Here is a 26143-nt window from a genome sequence, read left to right on the forward strand (position 1 = left end):
GACCATCTTAATAATAAACTTTTTCTCTCAATCTTCTATTTTTTCTGTTATAAAATCTTTCCAATTGTCAAGAATAGCTTCCGTTACTACACCAGGTACAGTAAAAGTAAAATCAGGAAAAATCCTTCTAACAGGTACTATCCCCCTTGAAGTGTGGGTGAGAAACACTTCCTCAGCAGATAAAAGTTCCCAAACTTGAACATTCGATTTCTCTTCAACTTCTAAAGATAAATCATTTGCCAATTCAAGGACATCTTCTCTAGTTATCCCCGGTAATATTCCCGATGAAATATGGGGTGTCAACAAAACACCTCCACTAACATAAAAAATATTAGTATATGTGCCTTCGGTAACATTACCGAACTCATTCAAAATGATTGAATCATAATAATAATCATATTTTTTATGCACGTATTTGATCGATCCATTTAAAGGTGTTTTTACATAATAAGGAATAATAGGAGAAGAAGTTTTTCTTTCTCTGGCTATATTCACTACCACACCTTCTTCAATCAGATCTACATCCTCTTTTAACTCTTCAACAAAGCAATAAAATGTCTTATATTTCGATGTGAATGGAGTTACATATATTTTAAATCTGAATTCCTCATAATTATGAATCTTTTTTGCTTGATTTAAAATTATTTTTATCTTTTCCAGAGGTGGTATTTCAAGTGCCATAAAATCGGCAGAACGTTGTAACCTGTCATAATGCCTTTTTAAATTGTAAGGAATACCTGAATAAGTTCTAAGTACCTCATAAATCGAATAACCATTCACGAAACCTTCATCATCTCCACTAACCAAAGGAAATTCTACCCATTCTTTACCATTATAAAACATTTGATACCACCCCTTTATTTTCTTCAGACAAAGAAGATATTTCCGCCTGTAAAAAATGCCCTTTTTCAACTTTTTTCTCATTAGAATGAATATTATGCGGAATATAATATTCATCGTATCCAAAAAAACCATCTTTTAAATGGCTTTCTGCCAATACATTTACTTTAGCCCCTATCATACCCTTCAGATAACTTTTTCTTGAGAAATCAGCAATTTCATTCAGTTGTAAAATTCTAGCCTTTTTTTCATTTGCGGGTATCTGATTTTTCATCTTAGCAGCAAAAGTTCCTTCACGTGGTGAATACCTAAAACTATGGACTTTCAAAAGCTTCAGTTCTTCAATTGAATCAAACATGATACGTAAATCTTCCTCATTTTCACCGGGAAACCCGACTATGAGATCACAGGTAATAGAAAAATTTGAATCGTATTTTCTTAAGGTTTCTATAGCTGTATAAATCATTTTTCTATTATACTTTCTATTCATTGAATCTAAAATTTTATCAGAAAAATGTTGAATTGAAAGATGTATGTGCCTTTCAAATATGGGATAAGTGTTCAATATAGCAGACAAATTATCAGTTATTATTTCGGGATATAGGGATGTTATCCTTATTCTAACTTCTTTATCGGCAAAACTCTTTCCAATTTGATTTAACAGTTCTTCTAATGTTTCTGAATTGTCCAAACCGTAGTATCCTAAATTTGTTCCGGTTAACACTATTTCTTTATATCCTTTTTCTATGAATTTTTCTATACTTTTAATAACGACTTTTTTTTGTAAACTGACTATTTTTAATCCTCTCAAAAATCTTATTTTACAGAATGAACAGGAGTTAATACATCCCTCCTCTATTGGTAAAAAGGCCCTTGTTCGGTTACTGTATGGTTCATTAGGAACTAATATGTCATATTTTTCATTATGATACCAAAAGTATTTATCTGAATATATGCCTTCCTCATCCAATAATCCGTCTATTTGCTTTTTTTCTAAATTACCTAAAACCAAATCTGCGCCTGATTTTTTTAATCCTTCGGGATCAGAAACTGAATAACAACCGATTGCTATAATCTTGGAATTTTTATTTAATTTTTTTAATCTCCTAATAGTTTGCCTTACTTTCCTCTCTGCCTCTGAAGTAACACCACAAGTATTTAAAATATAAATATCACTTTCTCCCATTTTTTCTTCAAATACAGCATCATAATAAGGAGATAATTTCTCAGCCAGTGCCTGACTTTCAGCTTGGTTCATTTTACATCCAAAAGTAATAAAAGAAATTTTACGTTTCATATTCTATTTCACCGGTTAATGTTTTGCTAAGGAGCCCTATTCTTCTAATAACCCCCACCAATCTTTCTGCATCATCAACAACTGGCAAAACCTTTAACTTATTTTTTATAATTACATCAGCTACATGTAAAACCGTATCATCAAAGTAAACCTTAAATGGCTTTTTTATCATAAAATCAGAGACCGGACGATCCAATATTTTTCGTAATCCATTAAAAAATTGATGGCTATCTGGTATAAAAGAAGTAGTTTCCATAAGTTTCAAATACCCGGGAAGCGAGGCATCAATGATGCCGCTTTCGCTTAAATATCCAACCAACCTAAAATCACTTGCAACTATAGGAAGTGCAGATAAATTATGCCGTTTACATATAGTTATAAAACGTTCTACACTCTCATCTTCCATTAAAGAAGTAAGATCTCTCTCCATTATTTCCATGGCTTTCAAGGTAAACACCTCTTTGTTATTCTAATCTTTCAATGGAAAACCTATTTAAACTTCTTTTTATATCTTCCAAAGTTCCTATCTTCTTTTCAATATAATCCGTTTTTGATATGGCACTAGCCATACCGAATTTCGCAGCTTCAAAATAATTGAAATTATAATTTATTATGTAGTACAATATTCCAGACATAAATGCATCCCCCGCTCCAAAAAGATGTGACTTCTCGATTCTTTCTTCTGGATTAAAGAGCCAAACTCCTTCATTAGTTGTTATCACATCACCGAAAATCTGATAACTCATAACAACTAATCTGGCACCATTTTCTATAATTTTCTTCGAAGCATCAATGAAATCATCTATACTTTCCAGAGTTTTTCCAAAAACTTCTGTTCTTCTTCTGAAGTCTGGTCTCACAACGGTAGGACAATTATTTAAAATAGCTTCTTCAAAATACGGCCCAATTGATTCCATGTAAGTAGTTTTTCCTCTTTTCTTAGCTTCCAACATCAGTTCGGAATAAACACTGGTTTTCAAGCCTGGCGGAACACTCCCCGATACCACAACATGTTCTACTAGTGAAAGAGAATTTTTATATCTCTTTAAAAAATGATCGTAATCTTCATCTTTAATTAAAGGACCTTTGCTGTTTATCAATGTTATTACTTCTTTTAAGGGATCTATTATTTCAATGTTTTCTCTACTTTCTTCTTGTGTATAAACGAAATTCATCGTTATATTATCAAACTCAGAAAGTTTGCTCTGAATAACGTTACCTATGTACCCGCCCAAAAAACCTGTGGCTATCGATTTTATTTGCAAATTAGATAGCATTATTGAAACGTTAATACCTTTGCCTCCAGGCTCCATTCTTGAATTTGAAGAATTTTCAACTCTATACATATTCCCTACTTCGAAATTTTCAATTATGACCTCTCTATCCAGTGAAGGGTTTAAAGTAACAGATAAAAAATCGTACTCCATTGATTTCCTCCTAATACATCTTTTTTTAACAATCTATTGAACTTTTAAAACTCCATTTAGCGCAACTTTACATATTGACTCACCGTTTTAGGGAGAACTTTGCCCTGTTAGCCTTTTAAAAGTAAAAAATTATTTTTGAAGATTTTGTTTTTTCTAAATCATCCATTTTCTTGTTAAAATGATTACTTTTATTATATTATATCATATCAAACCTAAGTATTATTAACCGAAAAATTAAAATAACGGGTACAAAATACCCGTTATTTTAAAAGATGATACTAATATCAAAGAATCCTTACTATGCTTTTTTATCCAACGCTAGTTTTTCTTCATTTTCTGAGTATCTTCTCATCCTCACTTTGTAGTTGTATACACCTCTTTTTGAAGGATATTTCTCAGCGTAACCTTCTTCGTACCAAAGCTTATCGGCATATTTTTTCCATTCATCGGCAAGTTGGTCTAATTCAGGGGCTAATTCATTCACGGTCCGTTCACTACCGGGATGCTGTGGAATAGCGTTGAACTTTTTTACCATTGCTCTGAATACCTTGGGATTATCTATTATAGGGCATGGTCTAAACAAATTATTGGAATAAGGAATGGTTCTCTTATAACCCTCAAAAAACGGCGATTTTAATATATCTACAATTCTCTTTTCCCTTATATTATCTACAGCAAACTGTTGAAAGACACATGGTTCTGCATAACCTTTGGCGTTTATATGTAAATACTTAGATCCCGCTGCCAAACAACCGTTGGTTAAGAAACCATGATTCCAAAAATCGGCAACAAACGCGAACTTTCCACTTAACCTTAACTCTTCCAATTTGTAAAACCTTTCATACCTTTGTTCTGGAGTTGGCACTAAATCCATTGAAGCATCCGCTCCTACGGGCATAAATTGGAAAACCCACGAGTAACTCACATTGTTTTCTTTTAAGTACTCCCAAAAATCGTCGTTCATTATTGCGTCGTGATTCTTTCTCGTTGCCGTGACGGAGGCTCCATATATAACACCATTCTCACTCAAGAGCTTCCAAGCGTTTTGAATTTTTTCAAAAACACCTTTACCTCTTCTCCAATCGGTATCGGCTTCATACCCTTCCACTGAGATAGCCAATGTAGCATTACCTAATTCTGCCAACTTTTTAGCGTTTTCTTCATTAATCAAGGTCCCATTCGTATAAAGCAAAAAATAAGAATCGTTGAACTCTTCTAATACATCAAATAGATAAGGATATACAAATGGCTCTCCACCTGTTATAATGAAGAAATAGATACCCAAATCGTTAAATTGTCGAATTACATCAAAAATTTCCTCTTTGGAAAGCATGTACTTGTGTCCATACATAGCAGCATAACAACCCACACATCTGAGGTTACATGCATATGTAGGAGAAAGCACAGCTAATTTTGGAAGAACGATTCCATACTCATGCATCTTTTCCTGTCTTGTTTTTTCACCAACTGCAAATTCGTTGATGATTAGATTGTTTATTATTTTTTCAACAACTTTGGGATTAGATTTCTTGAACAAATCAGCCCAGTTCACGAGCATTGGATCATGATTTTCCGCCCCCGTAGCTAATTTTCTAAGTCCACTTTTCGCAGGTTCCTTAGAGAATTTCGATAAAGTCCATAACAATTTCCCCAGTTGATCTACATCAGAGTTTCTTACGACGCGGGTTATTAATTTAGAACTTTGTTTAAGTAACATATTTTTCATTGAGTCCATAACTGCCATACCAGGCACCTCCTAATTTTTGTTATCTTCTGTAAAACTTAAAATCATTTTTTTAAAATTATTCTTTATTTCATCATTAGAAAATTCTATTCCTACGGCTCTGTATATAACTAAACCATCAAACATCGCTTGTAACATAAATGCTTTCGTTTTCGAATTGAATAACTTTTCAAATCTGCTAAGGATCTTTCCGTAATTTGCTTTAAATGTTAGAGTTAAAATTTGCATCATACTTTGATCATGTGTCGAATTCATCAAAATTTCAAACAATCGCATCAGTTCTTTTGAAGGAAAAGTATTTAAAATTTCTGAATAAAGATTTGCATAAAGTTCAGCACTAGCTTCCACACAATCCTGAGTGGGCTTAGATTCCTTTTCTTCAAAAATTTTTTGGACTTTTTCCAAAAGAACACTAAAAGCAGAAACAATTAGTGCATTTTTATTTTTGAAATAGTTATATATAGAACCTTTAGATAAATTACAAGAAGAGGCAACCTCTTCCATCGTTATATTTGTCAAACCTTTTTCATTTATTAATTCTAGCGTTTTTTCTGCTATGTATTTTTTCCGTTCTTGTTTATCCAGAACCTTTACTCCCACATTCATCTGGATCACCTCTTTTTTACTGACTGGTCAGTCAATTAAATTATAAACTAATGTGAAAAATAATTCAAATATGACCAAATTTATCCTATTTCTTATCGTACGATTTATAATCAGATATAATTCTGTATTTATAGTTAATAGATAGCAAAATTATTAATTAGAATCAAAATCGTATTTTTTTAACTTAATATTTTTAGAAAAGACATTCTAATTACATATTTTGCTTGAAAGTTTTCTATTCTTTTCTACTTTCAATTTGTCAAAAGAGAAGATAAAAAGACTAACCTTTGTAATCTTTTATGCACTCAAGACTTATTTTTACTTGTTCTATTCGAAAAAATATAGGTCTAAAATCTCTATTATGTTATAATTTATGTGTACAAAAAATTTTATATAAATTATAAAGGTGAAATAAAATGCAAGTTGTAGTTATTAGAGTAGACGAAATCGGTCTAAAAAATAAAAATAAAATGTTTTTTATGAATCAACTTAAAAACAACATTCAAAACAAAATTTCAGGGCACGCCATTGTCAAGATTTTCAACAACAGGATATATTTAATTCCTCAAGGCAATAGGGAGATAACAGAAAAAGATACTGATATTCTAAAAAAGATTTTTGGGATACATTCATTTTCGATTGCTGAAAAAACCGAATTAGATATCGATTCAATTAAAAACAAGGTATATGAGGTGGCAAAAAATGCTCTTGAAAACAACAATTATAAAACTTTTAAAATAAGTGTCATTAGAGCCAATAAATCTTTCCCTTATAACAGTCAAGAATTCGCCGGGATGATAGGTGAATTTACGTTGAACTATTTTCCTCAACTTAAAGTTGACTTAAATAACGCGGAGCTTAATATAGAAATAGATATTAGAACAGAAGGCGTATTTATATTCAGCAGTCGTTTAGAAGGACCCAGTGGTTTACCCGTTGGTACATCTTCAAGAGGTACGGTTTTGTTGTCAGGAGGGATTGATAGTCCAGTAGCCGCTCTTTTAATGACGCGGCGAGGAATGTTACTAAATGCTGTGAACTTTTATAGTCCGCCATTTACCGGACCTAAATCTTTAAGTAAAATTTTGAAAATCGGTTCTATAGTGTCTGAATATACTTCTTTCCCTTTTTATTTATATGTGGTACCTTTAACTAAGATCCAACTCTATTTCAAAGATATAAAAGAAAATAAATATTCGGTTATTCTACAACGAAGATCTATGATGAGGATTACCAATAAAATTTCTGATATTACAAACACAAAAGTTTTGGTTAGCGGCGAAAGTTTAGGACAAGTAGCCTCACAAACTATGGAAAATCTACTAACAATTTCTGACTCCAGCCAAAAAGTTGTTTTAAGACCACTTATAGGTTATACAAAAAACGAAACCATTAAATTATCCAAAAAATTTGGATTGTATGAAACATCTATTTTACCATACGAAGATTCCTGTAGCGTATTTATTCCTTCTAAACCTGCCACTAAATCAGATATAAATCACATAAAATCAATTGAAAATTCTTTACCGCGTTTAAGTGAATTAGAAGAAGAAGCCTTAAATGATGTTAAAAAATACAAAATTGAAGATAGTAAAATCTCAGAAATTGATCGCTTTGAATCATAACCTTATGTATATTAAAGAAAACGAACAAAAAAGGAGGACATTCGATGAAAAAGATATTAGAAACAATAAAGGCAATTTTCTTCACAATATGGTTAATTATTGGATTTTTCGGTGTTGTAATTGTATACGGAACTTATGTATTGATAAAAGCAAATATCATAGAAAAAAGAAAAGGCATCAAAGCCTCTCAAGAATATATTAGAAAGGTTGTATCTTGGTTTGGAAGAGCTACTTTTAAATTTTTAAACAGCAAGATTTCAGTTTTCGGTGAAGAAAATATCCCACAGCAAGGTCCTTATGTAATAGTAGCGAATCATCAAAGCATGTTCGATATACCTTTAATTTTAGGTTATATTTATCCCACAGCTTTTATAGCAAAAAAAGAGCTTTCTATGATTCCTATACTGGGAAGTTTTATCAAAAAGCTTGGCTCTATCTTAATAGATAGAAGTAATGCAAAAAGTGGCGCTATAGCTCTTAAAAAATTTGCAAAATTATCACAATCAGGAGAAATAATATCCCTTTTCCCGGAAGGAACAAGGAGTTTAGACGGTCAAGTAGGTGAGTTTAAGAAGGGAACTCTTTTAATACCTTTTAGGTATAATATAAAAATATTACCTGTCACAATAGATGGGACTATCAAAATGAGCAAAAAAGGAAGCGCGTTTATCAAACCTTCAAATATTAATTTATTCATACACGAACCCGTTGAACCAAAACACTTTGCTAGCGAAGGAGAATTAAGAGAATGTCTCAAAAGTATTATCAGTGAAAAGGTTACAAGTGAACCTCAACTGGCTTTGAAAGAGACAAGAAAGTAATTCAAGCTTTTTAAAGGAGGTTGTCAACCATGAAAAAAGTAAGCAATGTTACCATGGGAATAGATAAAGTTTCGAATTCACCAATAGTTTTTTTAAAGGTAGAAGATACAAACGTTGTTGTACCAATATGGATAGGGCCATGCGAAGCTGGAATTTTGGCTTTAATATTGAGAAACGAAGATTTTGAAAGACCTTTAACCCATGATCTCATTGGCAATATACTCGAACAACTTAAGGCGAAAGCTGTTAAGATAGAAATTGGCGAATTCAAGCACGATATTTATTATGCTAAATTAGTCCTGAAAAATAGTGATTCTAAAGAGATCTATATCGATGCAAGGCCTTCGGATTGTATTATTTTATCCTTAAAACACAACTTACCTATTTACATAGAGGAAGAAATAGTATCCGAACATGGTATTGATGCTTCTTTTATAAACACGGAAGATGAAAGCGAATCCAGACAAGATTTCGAGAACTTCAATATAGACGAGCTAAGAAGGAAGTTTGAAAATAAAAATAAAGATCAAGATGACGAATAATTTGTTTAATAGTACGAGGTGAATCGATGGAATTTCTAAAATTACCTGAGTTTAAAAATATCTTTGACCAGAAGATAACGGATTTTTTTGAAAATTTGAATCTGAAAAGTCATTTAAAAGACCCGCTGTTTTATTACATAGAAAACGGAGGTAAAAGACTAAGACCATGGATTATATATAACTTTGGGCAAATAGTCTCTGCAAATAAAAAGAATTTAATGGACATTGCGATAGCTATCGAAATTTTACACTCCTCATCTTTAATACATGATGATCTACCTGCCTTAGACAATGCAAAGTTAAGAAGAGGAGGACCCGCAAACCATTTAAAGTTTGGAGAATATAAGGCTCTACTAGCTGGAGATTATGGATTCACTCTCCCACTGCAGATTGTTGCCAAGTTAGATAATATAAACGAAGGAAATAAACTTCTTTTAATGGATTATTTTATAAAAACCATTTTAAAATTATTCCAAGGAGAAATGGAAGATCTAATCTTTGAAAAAGAAGATAAAGATGTAAGTGAAAAAGAAATTCTTGAGATGTATTCAAAGAAAACAGGGGCGGTTTTTGGTTTTTGCTTCGCCTCTCCTTTTTTAATGACCGGGGAAGTACAACTAGCTAAAGAAATGAATATAATAGGAACTGATTTCGGTGTATCTTTCCAAATTTTCGATGATCTAAAAGATTTATTTACTACCGAAGAAGAAATTGGAAAAGAAACCAATAAAGATATAAACAAAAAAACTCTTTTAAATTTTTATAACTATCAAGAAACACAAATAATCGCCGATAATATCTATAGAAGCGTTTTACAAAAATTAGAAGAAATCAACCTAAAAGAACTATCTCAAATTTTGAAGGAAGTTAGAAAAACTGTAGAAACAAGATAACAATCTCAAAAGGAGTTGACTTGGTTATTAAATTTAAACCTTTTAACTTTTTAAATAACATTAAATATATGAAGAAAAACTACAAAATTCTTTTATTTATTACTGTAATTGCTATTGTAATACTTGTTTTTTCCCTCATTTTTAAAAACGTCTTTTTCCCTCCAAAAGAGAGAATACCTTCTTCTACAAATATTCAAATAATTATATCTAATTTTGCTTTTTCTTCAATCAAAGACATCGGAATCCAAGTTGTAGATAAAAGCTCTTCAGAATATCAAGAATTGATCAAATCTAAAAATTTTTATGGTGACATATATAAAATAACTTTCCAAGATGAAAGTAATGAATCTTCTATTTTACCAGTTACTGTAAGATATAGGATTCCAAAAGATAATTACTTCGGAGATAACTTCGTGAATTTCGCCTTGGCTTACATTACGCGCGAAGATCCCCCTATTGTTTCAGAATTCAAAGGGGGAAAAATAGTAAAAGTTGAGAATGAGTATTACATAGAAGCACAGACATTCCAAATAACTAAAGTAAATTATATAGGTCTAATCATAGAATCTCCAGAAGAATCATCCGGTGGACTCAAGGTTATAAAAGAAGCACCACCAACTCTTGAACCTGATATTATTTTAATTCCTGGAACAGATCTCAACTTCCTTGGAAAGGTAATGAATGTTCCTAAAAATGGTTATCCGCAATCTTTTTGGTCCTCCCTTTTCCCAAATAGAACCATTTGGAGTTACAATTACCCATTGATATCTACTAGAAGTAAAAATTATAATGATTCTTTTGTTGGTTTTGTTGAAAGAACGGGGATTAACAGTTATGTCGAATTTGAAGGAAGGCGACTTGCTCAAGAACTTTCTAGATTTCCTAATAAAAAGTTTGATATCATTGCACATGGCATTGGGGGATTAATTGCTCGATATGCCTTAGAGTCTAGTCAAACAATTCAAAACGTGGAAAATTTAGTACTCATCTCTACTCCAAATAAAGGAAGCAATCTTGCCAACCCACTTTTTTTAAATTTACTCTTTGGAAAAAACACATATATATTATCTCAATTGTTTAATGTTGAGGATAGTACAATATTAAAAATCACCCTACAAATTAGTTCCTACCTAGATCAAATCAATTCATATTATGAAGACCTTATCCCTAACTCTGAGTTTCTCAAAAAATTGAACTCTTTTGGCATAAGAAATGACATCAGATACTTATCAATAATCGGTACTAATCCGGCAATTGAGGAAAATTTATCAGACAAATATATATCCAGACTGTATCCAGAATTTGTTCAAGGAAATGGGGATGGAATAGTGAGTGTCGATAGTGCAAAGTTAGATGGGATAGACAAAACTTACTATTCTAAAAAAAGCTTTTATGAAATTTATAATGACGCTGATGTTCTGAATACGATAGTTAATTTTTTAGATGAATCCGTACCCTCATATTCAGTGGAGCCTTTTAAAGATGATAATTTTGTCGAATACACATACGAAACAGGAGATGAAAACAGCTCTGCCGTTCAAAATAAAAATACCTACCCCAGTATTGTTTCCACTTTTACCCTTCCATCACAGTATAAAGAAAGTACAATCTTACTGAATCCAACTAAGCAAAGAGAAATAGATGAAGATATAATGAGCATTATTGAAATAGGAGAAAACATCTACTTTAAAAGTCCAAATGCTATTTACAACAAAAATCTAGAAAAAATATTTTTCGGCAAAATTATGGGAGGAATAGTATTTAACAATCAATATTATATATCTACCGTCAATGGTGTATACGTTTTGAATGAAAACAGTAAAATTGATAAAATTAATACAAAAATGCCTTCTAAAGGTACCGAAATTTACTATTTACCTAATATTGGTTTTTTAACTGTGGAATATGAACCAAACAATTGTAGAGTCTATCTCAACGATTCTTTGATAAATGAAGTTAGTAATTTTATATCATTAAAAGTAATAAATGGGGAAGTATACGTTATTTTTGAAGATAAACTAACAAAACTACTAAACAGTGATGTCGTAGAATTAATAAATAATTCTACCATTCAAGATGTTTTAGGAACTCAGTTAGGAGAGATTACTGATTTTGCATTATATAACAATAACTACTTTATTTTATTTTCAAATTATAAGTTGGTCCTTTGGGATAGTTCAAAAAGTGGATTACAACTTATAGAAGACGGAAATATAGGAAGACTAAAATTACAAATATTTAATGATAAATTATTTGTATTTGGAAAAGATCATGTGAGCTACCTACTTTTAAAAGAAGCTATTTTCCCTGGCTTTTTTCAGAGATCTGAAACTCACATAATCGATGTCCATATAGATAAAAGAGGCAAAGGATGGATGATTACTAAAAATAACCGAATTGAAATAATATCATTCTCCTTGTGAGGTGAGTCAACATTAAGAAAGTTCTTACTCTTTTAATCATGCTTCTTCAAATAATGTTAATATTCTCCGATAATTATGATATTGCTTACGAATACTATATGAATGGCCTAAAATACTATAGAAATGCTCAATATGATTTAGCTCAAAATTTTTTTGAGCAGACCTTGCAATTATCACCTAGATTAGAAAGTGAAATGCCTGAAATAAAAATGTATTTAGGATTATCTGCATTCCACAACAACGATTATACTACAGCTAAAATATATTTGCAGCCATTTAAGGGTATCCCTCTTGTAGATGAAGCTTTAAATGTTATTGAATCTTTACCACCAGAATCAGATGATTTCTACTCTACAAATCTAAAAATTAATAATGCTCAACCGTTCGAAGAAGAACAACAAAACTTCCATTATTTAACTTTTTTTATAGTAATGCTAATAATATTTGTCATTTCCTTAGCTGCCTCTTTTTTTACTATTTTTTTGATACGCAAACATCTCTCTTTTGAAAAAAAGGAAAATGTGTTAAATGAAATGGAAACATTGACCAATATAGACAAAGTTGAAACTCAAGGAATCAAATACAAAACAATAGACCAATTTGATGAACCACACATAAAAAAAGTTTGGAAGGTATCATCTCCTTTAAAAAAACTTATAGGGATAACTTCAAATGAAGACATTTTATCAGAAGGAAACAACATATCGAAAGACCACAAAGATGGAAAATTAAATGAGATAGAAGACCTTGAAAACAAACTTGATAAAGATATAGACGATATCTTAAAAGAATCAAATCTTGAAGAGATTGAAGAAATTCTAATTGAGTTAGAAAATAATGGTGAAAAAAGCAGCATTCAAGACCCAGGCACCCTTGAAGAGGAAAGCAAAGAAAAAAACCGAGAAGAATATTCACATTTGGAAAATGTTATAAAACCTGATACAGAGATAAAAAACAACTATTCTTTGATAATGGAAAAAGAAGAAAAAGAATTATTATTTGAAGACGATCTAGTAGATAATGACCTTTTTGATATAATTAAGGAACTAGATACAAAAAAACTTTCTCAAAATAGTTTGCAAGAGTTTTTTCATAAATTATTTTACGATGTTAACAAGGACAAAATATAATTAAAATATGAAATATTGATTTTCTATACAAATGTTGGTATAATATATTTGATTCGAAGTAAGGAATAGCCAATGCGGATGTGGCTCAGTTGGTAGAGCTCCAGCTTCCCAAGCTGGGAGTCGCGGGTTCGAGTCCCGTCATCCGCTCCAAAAAATGGAAGGGGCAGAACGAAGCTCCTTCTTTGTTTGTATAAGGTGTAAAAATGGCTTTGAAGATTGAAAGTGGTAAATTTAAGAATATTACCATAGAAACAGTTGATGATCGTAGGACAAGATATACGCCTGCTACTTTAAGAAGAGCTTTGATGAGCATTTTTGATTTTTCAGGCGTTAACTTCTTGGAATTTTTTGCAGGTAGCGGAATAATGAGCTTCGAAACTCTAAGTAATGGAGCAAAAAGCTCCACAATGATAGATATTTCATCGAAAGCAGTTCACTCAATTTTAAAAAACGCTAAATCTTTAGGAGTATTAGACAATATAAAGGTTATAAAATCGGATTTTAGAAAATCCATTACAAAACTTTCAGGTGAACAATTTGACTACATATTCGCGGATCCTCCATTTAATAATCGTTATGTCCAAGGATTTTTAAAATTCATAGATTCTAATAAATCTTTAATCAGAAGGGGAGGCTACATTATTATCGAAAAACACAAGAGTGAAAAATTCGATTATATACCAAAAAATATAATTAGGGAAGAAGTAAGAGATTACGGGGATATTGAAATCTTAATCTTTATTAAACCATAAAAAAAGGGCCTTAATAAGGCCCTAATTTGGAAATGAATTCTTCCGGGGACAGAACACTCCAGGAGGGAGGGTAACCTACAAAAGTGCTCTGTAGATGTATTATACATCATGAAATTTTTTTCTCAAAATCCAGTTATAGGCAATTACTTTCAATTAATGACGATTAAGGTCGTTTAAATCGATTTAAATCAATAAATCTCAAAAATAGAAAAAATTTCATTATTTGATATTATATTTTTATTAAAAGGAACGTTGGAAAAAAGAGGCACATAATCTAGTGTGTGCCCAAAAGTACCCCAATTTATACCCACAGGATCGTTTAACCCTTCATAAAAAGTTTTGATCACAGACGATTGATAAGTTACATTTTCTCTGGAATCCTTGGTATCATAAAACTCTTTTTCTAAATCTAGCGTCAAACCCAATTTTTCTTGAAACTCTTCATAGTTATTAGATTGGTTAAATGTATTTATCAGCTTTTCATACGAATACTCGCTTCGTTGAAGTTTATTCAACGTTAAAAAACCATCTCCTAAACTTAAACCTCCTGTTGAATGATCCGCAGTCACTATGATCAAAGTTTCTTGAGGATACCGCATGTAAAAATCGATTGCAACTTTCACCGCATCGTCAAAATCTAATATTTCGTTTATCAATGAATAAGTATCATGTGCGTGTGCGGCGTGATCAATTCTTCCACCTTCAATCAAAATGAAAAAAGGAGAACCATCAAATTTACTTAATGCATAATTTAAAATTTCTTCTAACGTAACTCTTTCTGGTTCGTCAGTTAAAAAGGGAAAATTCCCATAATATAACATAATAATTTCATTAGCAAGAGGCGGAATTTCATTAAGTTTCTCTCTGTAAAAATATCCATATTCCTCAGCATTTCTATCCTTAAAATAAGCTTTTCCACCCCCAATGAAAAGATCAAAATTACTTTCTAAAAGATCTTGAGTTATCTTTTGGTAATCTCTTCTATTTACCACGAAACCATAAGCTCCTGCAGGGGTAGCATCGATAATGGTGTTAGTTGTAATGACACCAATTTTGTACCCTCGCTTTTTTAGTTCATAAGTAATGGGAAAAATTTTTTCATCATCAGGGCCAATGTTTATCCTGTCGTTGTAGGTTTTTTCTTTAGATAAAATTGCAGTTATAGCGGCTGCTGAATCCGTTACTCCGTTCATTGAAGAAGTTTCAACCATTCCATAGTACGGTAATTCTAGGATGTGTAGTTGTTCTGTAAATAAATATTGTTTGTACATATTAGATAACTGCATATGTGGTATTCCCATTCCATCCGCTATAAATAGAAAAACATAGTCAAATGAAAAAGAAAGATAAACTAAAAGAGTACTGAAAACAACCAACAAAATTCTTTTCACTTTTAAACACCTTCATTGTTTAAAAAATATTTCAACTAAATTTGCAAAACTTTTATCATCTAATTTATCAAAATTATTTAAAATATATCTTTCTAGATCAAATATCTTTTCTTTGTCAAAGTCTAATCTTTCCATGAAAGATATCACACTTTGTCCATAAGGTTCATCATAAAAGCCTGTTTTTTTGAGTTCTAATTCTGTCAAATAATCCTTAGGCAATACTTCTCTAAGAAATAATAACGAATTGGTTTCAGCTAATATTTCGTGCCAAGTATCATTCGAGGAAGTTTTTACCCTGTAACCAAAAAAGTAATGAGATAATTCATGAATTAAATCCTTGACAGAATTAACAACATAAATACTGGGCAAAACTTGAAAAGACCTACCTTGATCCATATAAAGAATATACATAGGTTCATCGATTTCTGAAATATTTTTCAAAAAATCTTTAGAATCAACTATCCAATCCTTTAACCATTTTTCGTTATAGAAAAAATTATCATAGTTATAAAGAGTATTTTTACTTTTGAAATAAACCATTGCCGTTGAATCGTCACTTTGCCTTTGAACTAAAGAATCACCTTTTTGTCGCGGCAAAAATCCGTTTTGTACATTTAACAAGGCAAACTTTTCAAAAGGAATTGCTGCGTAAAAAAAGATAGTTTTTTCTATAAAGCTGTATCCTATATCTTCATAGAAAATTACCTTTGTTAACCCTGTTGAAAATATTCTAATATTATTATCTTCTTCATCAACTAAAGTTACTGGATAAAAGAAAAAAAATAGAAATAAAACAAAAACAACAAGAAGTAACGTCCTTTTTCTATTATAAAATTTCATTTTTATTCCTTTCTTCATACTTAAAAAAGTTATCCAATTTGAATGCTAATGATTATGTAAAGTACATACAAAGAAAACAGGAAGACTCCTAAACCTCTTCCCACTTTTCGATCTTTTTTGAGCATCGTACCAAGCAACAAGATCAACGCCAGTAAAAGTCCATACGATACATCAAAAGTAACCGGTCTATCTGCCCTAGCACCATTTATTAACGCTGATATACCAAGTATGGCTGCGATGTTGAATGTATTGGAACCAACTATATTCCCCAATACTATATCATCCGAATGTTTAATCGCTGCGACAATAGCGGTAACTAATTCCGGAAGGGAAGTTCCTATAGCGACTATAGTTACCCCTATCAAAGATTCTGAGATTCCAATACTTTTAGCAAATATAATTGAATTATTTACCGTCAATTCTCCTCCTATTGTCAACATAGCCAACCCTAAGGCAGAAAAAGTGATTATTTTAGCCCAGGACTCTTCTTTTTCAACTTTTTTCATTTCTTCGTTTTCAACAAGTTGTTTCCTGACTTGTTGATCATTTTTTGCCATATAATAGAGATAAGCCATAAAAATAAGCAAAAAGGTTATCAATATCATGCCATCGTATCTAGTTAATACACTATTCCCTTCCATTATCATTGCAAATATAACTACTGAAATAATAAGCAAAAAAGGCATTTCTATGTTTACTGTAGATTTTTGAATTTTTGTTGGGGAGATTAAAAAAGAGATCCCCAAAATCAATCCAATGTTTGCGACATTGGAGCCAAGAACGTTTCCTAATCCTACACTGGCTCCTTTTATAGACGAAGAAATAGTAACAACTAATTCAGGTGCACTGGTACCAAAGGCCACTACCGTCAAACCTGCAAACAGTTCGGATACACCTGCTTTCCTTGTTAATCCAAGGGCACCTTCTATTAACCTATCTGCCCCTCTTATTAAGAGGAAAATACCTAAAGCTATTAATAGAATATTCACCAATCAATCTTCACTCCTTTTTTTGGCTATTTCCCTTTTGTTTCTCAGGTATACAAAAAGCAAAAAGCCTAGCACGATTAAAATAAAGCTTATAACCACAGCCACCCGAAAATTTCCAAGGTAAAGACTATCTGTTCTTAATCTTTCGATTGGGATTCGGCCAATAGAATAAAGAACTAAATACAGAGCGGTAACTTCTCCATATGTTTTTCTCCTATTTCTAATAAAATAAAACAATATCAGAAATACCACCAAATTCCAGGCAGATTCATACAAAAATGTGGGGTGAAAATACTCATAGGCTTCATATCCCGACATTCGGTCCTGTAATGAAACGTACATCTTCCATGGAAGGTTTGTAGGTGAACCATATGCTTCGTGATTGAAAAAATTACCCCATCTCCCAATAGCCTGAGCTAATGGTAAAACAAAGGTGAATAAATCTAACCCTTGCAGAAAGGTAAAGGTACATTTCTTTTGCAACCGTGTATACAAAAAAACAATTAAAAAGGCAGCCAATATCGCTCCATGTATAGCCAGACCGCCATGCCATATCTTAAAAATTTCTGAAGGATTTTGAGAGAAATATTTAATATTAAAAAGAACATAATATAATCTTGCTCCTACAATACCAAATATAATTCCTAAAGAAACAGCCGTAAAAAGATCGTCTTCGTTTATTTTTTCTCTTTCAGCTTCTTTCTGAGCAATAAATGTTCCCAACAGTATCGATGAAGCGATTAACAGTCCGTACCATCTTATTTCTAATGAACCAACCGTAACCAAAACAGGACTGAAATACCATTCCCCAGAAAAACTTTTTGGCAAGATAACTATACAAATAACTAAAAAAGATGTTATTGAGATCCACAAAGTGTTAAAAAAGACTTTATCCCTTTTCATACTCTTCCTCCTAAAAGTCAAAAATCCCTATAGAACATTTATTAAGTGTATTGAATCTCCATACCTTGTTTGCAATTCGTGTTTTAAATTAGGATATCTATCGAAACTTTGAATAGAAGATAAAAAACGCTCTACCATTTTTCTTGAACTTTCTATTATGTTCACATCTTCGGCTAAATCTAAAAATTTAAATTCCGGTACCCCATGCTGTTCCACTCCAAAGAATTTACCAGGGCCTCTCCATTTTAAATCGATTTCTGCTACCTCAAAACCATCTAATGTTTTAGAAAAGGAGTTCATTTTACTTTTTATCTCATTGTTGGCATCATCATCTAATACTAAGAAACAATAAGATTGTTTTTCACTTCTACCAACTCTTCCCCTGAGCTGATGCAATTGAGATAATCCAAAACGATCGGGATGTTCTATGACCATTACCGTGGCATCAGGAATATCTATCCCAACTTCTACTACCGATGTGGAAACCAATATATCGTATTCTCTTTGAACAAATTTGTCCATAACTTCATTTTTTTCTGAAGGTGAAAGCCTTCCATGTAAAAGTCCGACTTTATATTCTTTAAAAACTTCACTTAGCTCTTCATACATACTCATCGCGTTTTTTAATTCTAAGGCTTCAGATTCTTCTATCAATGGATACACGAAAAACACTTGGTTCCCCTGATCTAATTCTTCTTTAACAAACTCATACAAACTTTTTCTGTTGGATTCAGCAACAAGTATTGTTTTAATCGGTCTTCTTCCTTTAGGCACTTCGTCGATTAAGCTAACGTCTAAGTCGCCATAAAAAGTCATTGCCAAGGTTCTAGGAATGGGAGTTGCTGTCATTACCAAAATATCGGGATGATTCCCTTTTTTAATAAGTTCCAACCTCTGATTCACTCCAAATCTATGTTGTTCATCAATCACTACCAACCCTAGTTTTTTAAATTCCACATCCTGTTGAATGATTGCATGGGTACCAACTACAACATCAATTTCTCCAACCCTTAGCTTTTCTTTTATTAATATTTTGTCGCTTTCCTTCGTATCTCCTGTTAACAAAGCTACTTTCAAACCTAAAGGCTCTAAATCCTTTGATAGCCTTTTAAACTGTTGCTTTGATAAAACAGAGGTGGGGTTCATAACCGCTGCTTGATAGCCGGCTTCACAAACATCTATAATCGCTAGCTCTGAAACAACGGTTTTACCAGAACCAACATCCCCCTGTAAAAGCCTGTTCATAGGATATGGAGAAATCAAATCTTTTTTTATCTCTTCATAACTTCTTTTTTGAGCTTGTGTGAGCTCAAAATTTAAAGTATTGAGAAAGTTTTTAGATAATTCTCCCTTTATCTCCTTCGTCGCACCTTTTTTCATCTCTTTCATCTTCAATTTCAGATATATCATGGCTAATTCAAATAAAATTGCCTCTTCGTATTTTAAAGAGTACCAAGCCCTTTCTTTATGATAAATACTCAAAGGGAAATGGATTCCCTTTATTCGCTTTTTCAAATCTAATAAATTGAATCCTTGAACAAATTCTTCGGGTAAAAATTCTTCTAAAAAATATGTCTGTTTAATAACTTCTTTTGCTATTTTTCGCATAGTTGTTTGGAAGATACCAGAGGTCAGTGGATAAACCGGTAGAATTTCTCTTTTGAAATCCTCCTCATTTTCAATCACTTGGAAATCGGGTGACTTCATCTGTTTCATACCGTATGAATATTCTATCTTTCCATAAAAAGCAGATTTTACGCCTCTTTTTAAAAAAGATTTTACATAGTCCTGGTTGAAAAAAGTAACGATTATGACCCCAGTGTCATCTTCCACGGAAAAGTTGTAAATAGTTAACCCTTTATTTATTTTTGCTTCCTCACTTTTCACTACATTTCCTATTATTACGACTTTTTCATCCTCTTTGGCGTTAAATATTTTAACAACCTTTCTTCTGTCTTCGTAATCCCTTGGTGGATAGTAAAAGAAATCTTTTAATGAAAAAATACCTAATCTATTTAGAACTAAAGCCCTTTTTGTTCCTACTTTTTTTATATATTTTATATCGGTGAGTGGTGCTAATTTTTTTTCTGGTTCTACCGAAACTTCATCAATTAAATATCGCTCTTTTAAAATCTTTAAGGAATCTCTTAAGCCTTCTAGACGTCTTTCCTTGCGTTTTTCTGGCAATGTTTTAAGAGGTTTTATATAAGTCAAAATCTTTTTAACATCTTCTAAAAGACCATTTTCTTTAATTGTTTTAAAATTATTTTTTGCAACGCTATAAAAACTTGGGAAGATCTCTTCCCAAGTTATCATTCCTTTTTCTTTAAGTTGAACTACATAATCAAAAGAATTTATGACTTCTTCTATCATTGTCCTTGAAAACTCCTATTCTTTAAGAGAATATTTTTCAAAGTTACTCAATGACTCTGTTTATAATAATTTTACCATCTTTTTGATATATCTTATATCCATTCAATTCAGCTTCTTCAATTTGACCATCTTCTATAAAAGGTTTAACTTTCATCAAAGAAGCATTTTCAACATAGAAATCCTTCAGGCTACCTTCAAGTGTGTATCCATAAGATTTTACTTTCAAGTAAACAGAAAATACGATCAAAAACCAACTCAAAGATACCAGCAATAAAAAAGTCATTACTTTAATCATTACTTTACTATCCTTCTTGTGATGAATTCGTAATCACTGAAGAAACTTTCGATCCTATCTTGATATCTGGAATAATTAGACGATCCTTCTTCTTTTAAACCCTTATAATAGTTATAAACAGCTTCATAATTGCTAACAATGTTTTCTGCCAGTTGATTTTTTAAGTTTTCATCCCTCAAGGTTGAGTATAACTCAGATAACAATTTTAACGAATTATCTGGTATTCCTCTAAATTTTTGGGCCATGTAATAGTCCGCTTCTCCCTCTTTTTGGGTAATAAAAATTATATTGTTTATTAATTCATCTTGTGGATATATATTTATCAATCTTGCGGTTAACAGCAAATATTCGTAATAAACATCTTCCCATTCAGGGAACCTGTTCCAACCCCCGGGAAGGATATATATAGCTTGCTGCTCCCAATGATGAAAATTATTGTAAGCGTCATTTTGAAGTTTTTCTAATACTTCTATCTTATCCAATGGAATATAATTCTTTAACTGTTCGTATAGAATTACAATGTTATAATATATTCTGCCTATCAATCTATAGGCATTTTTTTCATTGAAGGATAAGTATGAATATTCCAACTGGTTTATCCCGTCGTAAAGGGTTTGAATTTTTAAAATAATCTGTTTAGCGTTGTTGTTTGTGTCACTGGAATAAATTGGTTCCACGGTGTCTCTTAAAATATTATCTGGAAATGGCATTAAATCAAGTACACCCTCAAATTCTTCGATCATAAAATCGTAACCATTGATTTCTTTTGCAAATATTTTAGGTAAATCTTCATAAGTAAGAGAATTTTGCCGAATTCTAGACGTCAAAAGTTGAGAAAGATAAAATGCTGACTTCCCAAAATTAGGGTTCCATTTTAATGATTTCTGAAAATATTCGAAGGCATTTTCATAGCTTTGTTGTGCTTTACTTTCATATGATATCTTCATATTTCTGTAATTTTCTATCTGCGATTCTATCTGATTTATACTTTGAGTTACTCTTTGAAAACTGGCACTTCCAGGAGTGTAATTCACTAATTGTTTTTGAAGGCTAGATTTTTGAGCTTCAAGTTGACTTATAATATTCGGTATTTGACTTTCAGTAGCGTTAATAAGAGATACCATGGAATTGTATTCACCATTTCCTTTAACGAAAAAAGCTTCCGAGGTAACCTCGTTCATTTTGTAGTATGATGCTACTATCCCAACCACCACTAAAGGAATAATCACAATCTGACTTTTTTTGATATTAAAGCTTTTTACATGTGGATTGAACTGTTCTGATACAGCACTTGAGAGAATAAATACACTTAATATAAGATTTGGATGCATGTGAAATGCAAACTCTGTGAAAGCGTGGATTACCATAACCGCAGCACTCCATCCAAGTAAGGGAAATAAAAGGCTCTTGTTGTCATCGTCTTTTTCAGACTTTAAAACCTTAAAGTATATCACCATTAAACTTACCAACATTAGCAATATTGAGGAGAAACCTAAAATGCCCGTCTCCCCCAACACCTGTAAATAATCGTTGTGAGCCCTTTTGAAGTTATTCCACGCATATAAAAATCTTTCGGGGTTTCCAGCTTGCACCTCAGCTAGGTAGTGAACCGAATAAACTGGATATGTATTTATTCCACTTCCGATTATAAAATGATTTTTATGATTCTCATCTGCAAATTGTTTTACAGCGGAAAGCCATGACAGACTTCTTTCATCCCAAGAAGAAACAGAAGTCATTGCTGCGAAGCGGTCTGCAGCAATTACCTCTCCCCCTCGGTTGAATGGTGTTTCAAAATTAAACATAAGAAATAAAAAGGCTAAAACAGATAAAACCAAAATTATCCAAATTTTAAACTCTTTACTTTTTACATAATTTTTCAAGGTTTCTTTTTTATTGGAAATGAGGTGAGATATTATAGCTAATCCTAAACCAACAAAAGTGGCAAGGTAAATAGAACGAGTTTGGGCTAACAAAACAACCCAATACATTATCAAAACATTCGCTAAAGCATATATTCGAATGTAGGTATTCGTATTTTTCCTTAAAGTAAAATATATAGAAATTGGTAACAGCTGTGCCAAATAATCTGAAACAAAATTTGGATTCCCAATAGTTGTTCTTAAGGCAATTCTTTGAGATGGATCGCCATACTTACCAAAAAACAAATCAAAACCTAAAAACTTATTCAAAAGCCCATCTATGGCAATAACAGTCCCAGTAACCATAAAAACAAAAAGACCGTACTCAATAAATTTAAAATCCTTTCCAAAGCGTGTGGTAATTACATACGAAAAAAAAACAATAAGAACGATATAAAAAGCTATCCCTAAAGATGTAGATAGATAATATTTATTCTCCATATAAACCGATATCAAAGATAAAAAGGCAAAAATGCTGAAAAAAGATAAAAAAATTTGTGGATAAGTGAACTTTATTGAAATAGGTTTAGAAAGGTATCTGAACAAATAATAAATTAAAATAACGACCATGAATAAAGAAAAAACCAAATGTTTTTGTGTGGAATACTCATACACCAAATTGGGTAACATTAAAAAAGGTATTAAAGCAAACAAAACTAACAAAATCAATATATCATTAGGAAATTTAGCTTTCTCTTGCAAATAAATTAACCTCCTTTGTGGTTCGCCGGTTTGTGCAAACCAATTAATCAAAATAGATTTAAAATACTTCTGGGGGTTTGGTTTGCCGGTTTTCTAAACGATGTTTTTTAATTGTTTTATGGTTTTTAAAAAGGTTTTAGGGGCCTTGGCCCTTAAAGGTTTACGCCTTTTAGAATGCCCTTCCAAATACTAAAATAAATTTAAAGGTTCTTGGGGGGTATCCCCCAACGCCCTATTTTAAACCAAAAAAATCAATAACTGCATTTTTAATAATTTCAGCAAAAACATCTACATATTTTCCATTTGTAAACTCATCTACCACTTTAGGGTTACTGATAAATTCCATTTCAAATAAAACAGCGGGGCTTCTAGTATAAGCCAAAACAGCAAACTCCGCAGTATAAACTCCCCTAAATTTAACTCCATTTACATTCAAATAATTTCCCAATATATTAGCAAACTTCTCACTTTCATCTAGACTGTTTTCTTTATCCGTTACCCATGTTTCTATGAGAGTCTTATCGGAATTAAAATCTAAATTTTCCCGATAGGCTATTCTTCTTGCATATGCGCTTTCTGAAAAATCAAAATAGTAAACCTCCGATCCATAAACTGTTGAATCTTGAGGATAATCATTCAAGTGTAAACTAATGAATAAATCCGCACCTTTTTCATTAGAAAAAACCGCTCTATCATGTAAATCAACGTATACATCATTTGCCCTAGTCAAATAAACGTTAACACTGTACGGTTTCAAAAGTTCTTGAGCTCTTTTTGCTACTTCTAAAGTAATATCTTTTTCAAAAGTTTGGTTAGGGCCAACAGCTCCCGGATCTATCCCTCCATGACCTGGATCCAAGACTAAAACAGGCAAGGTTATTTTATCTTTAAAAGAAAGGTCTAATATGATTCTATTTTCTTCAATTAATTCCTCTAAATCAGCAGAGTTGTTCAGTTTTACCTGTATCCATACTTCTGTTGGTGAATAGTGATACGCCTTTATGTAATTAATCTTATTGTTGTATTCTTCATAGTAATAAGAATTGGGAATTTCGGCCCCTTTAATCTTAATCAAATATCCAGATTTATTAACCAAGGGATATATTCCAACATCTTCAGGACTTGAAGAAAGTTCTATTATTATTCTAGCATCAGTTTTTTGTATGATCGTTTTTATTGAACTTAATTGAGTTAGTGGCAGATTCAAGTACACAGCAGAAACATTAGAAATTAATTCTAGGTTGATCAACTTAGCTATCAATTCTGTAGTTAAATAAATCTCTCCATCGACTATTTTTAGATCATTTGGATCGAAATGAATGGATTCGGTGCTGTTAATAATTGCTAAACTATTCTGGGGAAAAATGAAAACTTTCCATTTACTATCTTTTATGTAAATCAACGTATCGTTATATACATCTAAAGTTCTTCCACTTTTTTCAGAAATAACCTTTAAACTAACATATAGATTCTCCCCATCTTCATAATAGTAAGCAGAATCTATTTCTCTCCATTGAAAATAAAGTGTTTTTGGAAATGTAATAACTGAGAGAAATAAAAAACCAAAAATTATTAACCGCCGAATTACCCTTTTACTCATCTTTTTATCCCCTTGGTTGATCAGTTAAAATTTCTAATATCTTTTCTGCAATATCGTAATTGGGAAGAACAAAATCCGCATAACCTTCTTGGGCAACAATTTTAGGCATTCCATAAACAACGGAAGTTTCTTTTGACTCCGCTATAACCGTCCCACCGTAATGTTTAACTTTAAATGCCCCTTTCGCACCGTCTCTTCCCATCCCTGTCAGAATAACTACTAGTGCGTTTTCTTTAAAAATCTCCGCAGCTAGGTCAAAAGTGAAATCAGCTGAAGGCCGTACGTTATTAATTTTATCGCTTTTATCTAGAAACAATTTTATTTTATGATCCTCTTGCTTTAAACCTAAATGAAAATCCCCCGGGGCAACATATACAACATTCTTTTGTAAAGATTCACCATCTTCGGCTTCTTTCACCTTTAAATTTGAAATTTTATCCAATCTATAAGCCAACGAAGCTGTGAAACCTGCCGGCATATGTTGAACAATAATTATAGGGACATTTAAATTTTCTGGTAGTTGTGGAATTAAAACGTCTAAAGAACGAGGCCCTCCTGTTGAACTCGCTATCAAAACAACTTTTTCTCCCAATATATTTATTCTTGCACTTTTCCTTATCTTCTTGCTTCCTACAAAATGGATATTTTTCAATCTTTCGATAGAGACATTCATACTTTCTCTTATCTTTCTCAACAATTCATCCTGAACGTCTCTTATAGTCCAAGAGGTACTTCAGCTGGTTTTTGAATGAAATCAAAAGCTCCCTTTTCTAAACATTCTATTGTAATAGAGGCTTCTTTTGAAGTTAAACTACTTACCATAATAACCCTTGTTGGAGATTTTAACATTATCTCACTTAAAGCATCGAGCCCATTCTTTTTAGGCATTTCAACATCTAAAGTAATCACGTCTGGTTTTAAGGACACAGCTTTTTCTACCGCTTCAACTCCATCTTTAGCTAATCCAACCACTTTCATGTCAGGTTCTTTGTCTATAATATCTCTTAGAACCATTCGCATAAAAGCGG

General features: G+C 31.9%; 21 protein-coding genes, 1 tRNA gene and 1 pseudogene. 8 read left to right on the top strand and 15 right to left on the bottom strand.

What is annotated here, in order from left to right; all coding sequences use genetic code 11:
* Nucleotides 1-27: 27 nt before the first annotated feature.
* The 6 genes from AD60_RS00945 to AD60_RS00970 form a co-directional block, all read right to left on the bottom strand.
* Nucleotides 28-843, bottom strand: a complete 816-nt coding sequence (locus AD60_RS00945; RefSeq protein ID WP_103876006.1) for an aminotransferase class IV — start codon at nt 841-843, stop codon at nt 28-30.
* Complete coding sequence (mtaB, locus tag AD60_RS00950; RefSeq protein ID WP_103876007.1) at nt 833-2137, bottom strand: tRNA (N(6)-L-threonylcarbamoyladenosine(37)-C(2))-methylthiotransferase MtaB; 1305 nt, start codon at nt 2135-2137, stop codon at nt 833-835. Before mtaB ends, AD60_RS00945 begins: the two co-directional genes overlap by 11 nt.
* Nucleotides 2127-2576: an HPP family protein gene (locus tag AD60_RS00955; RefSeq protein ID WP_233186776.1), complete on the bottom strand. Its 450-nt coding sequence runs from the start codon at nt 2574-2576 to the stop codon at nt 2127-2129. The genes mtaB and AD60_RS00955 overlap by 11 nt, the downstream gene beginning before the upstream one ends.
* Before the next feature lie 25 nt (nt 2577-2601).
* A complete protein-coding gene (locus AD60_RS00960; protein ID WP_103876009.1) occupies nt 2602-3564 on the bottom strand; it encodes a 1-phosphofructokinase family hexose kinase in 963 nt (320 codons plus the stop codon).
* Nucleotides 3565-3862: 298 nt separating this feature from the next.
* Nucleotides 3863-5308 (bottom strand): radical SAM protein, encoded by a 1446-nt coding sequence (locus tag AD60_RS00965; RefSeq protein WP_103876010.1) that lies wholly within the window; start codon nt 5306-5308, stop codon nt 3863-3865.
* A gap of 12 nt (nt 5309-5320) precedes the next feature.
* Entirely contained in the window at nt 5321-5914 is a 594-nt protein-coding gene (locus AD60_RS00970; RefSeq protein WP_103876011.1) for a TetR/AcrR family transcriptional regulator, read from the bottom strand.
* Between the two features lie 416 nt (nt 5915-6330).
* Between AD60_RS00970 and thiI the strand changes: the two genes are divergently transcribed.
* From thiI to AD60_RS01010, 8 genes are all read left to right on the top strand, one after another.
* Nucleotides 6331-7539: a tRNA uracil 4-sulfurtransferase ThiI gene (thiI, locus tag AD60_RS00975; RefSeq protein WP_103876012.1), complete on the top strand. Its 1209-nt coding sequence runs from the start codon at nt 6331-6333 to the stop codon at nt 7537-7539.
* A 44-nt stretch (nt 7540-7583) separates the two neighbouring features.
* Entirely contained in the window at nt 7584-8360 is a 777-nt protein-coding gene (locus tag AD60_RS00980) for a 1-acyl-sn-glycerol-3-phosphate acyltransferase (RefSeq protein WP_103876013.1), read from the top strand.
* 29 nt (nt 8361-8389) lie between these two features.
* Nucleotides 8390-8902 (top strand): bifunctional nuclease family protein, encoded by a 513-nt coding sequence (locus AD60_RS00985; RefSeq protein WP_103876014.1) that lies wholly within the window; start codon nt 8390-8392, stop codon nt 8900-8902.
* A 26-nt stretch (nt 8903-8928) separates the two neighbouring features.
* Nucleotides 8929-9795, top strand: a complete 867-nt coding sequence (locus AD60_RS00990; protein WP_103876015.1) for a polyprenyl synthetase family protein — start codon at nt 8929-8931, stop codon at nt 9793-9795.
* Nucleotides 9796-9815: 20 nt separating this feature from the next.
* Entirely contained in the window at nt 9816-12218 is a 2403-nt protein-coding gene (locus AD60_RS00995) for a triacylglycerol lipase (RefSeq protein ID WP_103876016.1), read from the top strand.
* Between the two features lie 53 nt (nt 12219-12271).
* Nucleotides 12272-13348, top strand: coding sequence for a tetratricopeptide repeat protein (locus tag AD60_RS01000; RefSeq protein WP_134080025.1), 1077 nt, complete (start codon nt 12272-12274; stop codon nt 13346-13348).
* A gap of 74 nt (nt 13349-13422) precedes the next feature.
* Nucleotides 13423-13498 (top strand) — tRNA-Gly (locus AD60_RS01005).
* Nucleotides 13499-13551: 53 nt separating this feature from the next.
* Nucleotides 13552-14100, top strand: coding sequence for an RsmD family RNA methyltransferase (locus tag AD60_RS01010; RefSeq protein WP_103876018.1), 549 nt, complete (start codon nt 13552-13554; stop codon nt 14098-14100).
* Between the two features lie 188 nt (nt 14101-14288).
* Here AD60_RS01010 and AD60_RS01015 read toward each other — a convergent pair whose 3' ends face one another.
* The 9 genes and pseudogenes from AD60_RS01015 to AD60_RS01055 all read right to left on the bottom strand — a co-directional run bounded on the left by AD60_RS01015 (nt 14289) and on the right by AD60_RS01055 (nt 26135).
* Nucleotides 14289-15491, bottom strand: a complete 1203-nt coding sequence (locus AD60_RS01015; protein WP_103876019.1) for an alkaline phosphatase — start codon at nt 15489-15491, stop codon at nt 14289-14291.
* Nucleotides 15492-15503: 12 nt separating this feature from the next.
* Nucleotides 15504-16331 carry a hypothetical protein gene (locus AD60_RS01020; protein WP_103927199.1) on the bottom strand — a complete coding sequence of 276 codons (828 nt, stop codon included), beginning with the start codon at nt 16329-16331 and terminating at the stop codon, nt 15504-15506.
* 29 nt (nt 16332-16360) lie between these two features.
* A complete protein-coding gene (locus AD60_RS01025; RefSeq protein WP_233186777.1) occupies nt 16361-17320 on the bottom strand; it encodes a calcium/sodium antiporter in 960 nt (319 codons plus the stop codon).
* Nucleotides 17321-17323: 3 nt separating this feature from the next.
* Nucleotides 17324-18223 (bottom strand): prolipoprotein diacylglyceryl transferase, encoded by a 900-nt coding sequence (lgt, locus tag AD60_RS01030; RefSeq protein WP_103876022.1) that lies wholly within the window; start codon nt 18221-18223, stop codon nt 17324-17326.
* A 27-nt stretch (nt 18224-18250) separates the two neighbouring features.
* On the bottom strand, nt 18251-20596 hold the full coding sequence (gene recG, locus AD60_RS01035) for an ATP-dependent DNA helicase RecG (RefSeq protein ID WP_103876023.1): 2346 nt from the start codon (nt 20594-20596) through the stop codon (nt 18251-18253).
* 43 nt (nt 20597-20639) lie between these two features.
* Nucleotides 20640-20891: a hypothetical protein gene (locus tag AD60_RS01040; RefSeq protein WP_103876024.1), complete on the bottom strand. Its 252-nt coding sequence runs from the start codon at nt 20889-20891 to the stop codon at nt 20640-20642.
* A complete protein-coding gene (locus AD60_RS01045) occupies nt 20891-23515 on the bottom strand; it encodes an O-antigen ligase family protein (protein ID WP_103876025.1) in 2625 nt (874 codons plus the stop codon). The genes AD60_RS01040 and AD60_RS01045 overlap by 1 nt, the downstream gene beginning before the upstream one ends.
* 232 nt (nt 23516-23747) lie before the next feature.
* Nucleotides 23748-25115, bottom strand: coding sequence for an N-acetylmuramoyl-L-alanine amidase (locus AD60_RS01050; RefSeq protein ID WP_103876026.1), 1368 nt, complete (start codon nt 25113-25115; stop codon nt 23748-23750).
* A gap of 4 nt (nt 25116-25119) precedes the next feature.
* Nucleotides 25120-26135, bottom strand: a pseudogene (locus AD60_RS01055) (chemotaxis response regulator protein-glutamate methylesterase).
* Between the last annotated feature and the right edge of the window lie 8 nt (nt 26136-26143).

The sequence above is a fragment of the Petrotoga sp. SL27 genome (assembly GCF_002924605.1).
GTDB lineage: Bacteria > Thermotogota > Thermotogae > Petrotogales > Petrotogaceae > Petrotoga > Petrotoga sibirica.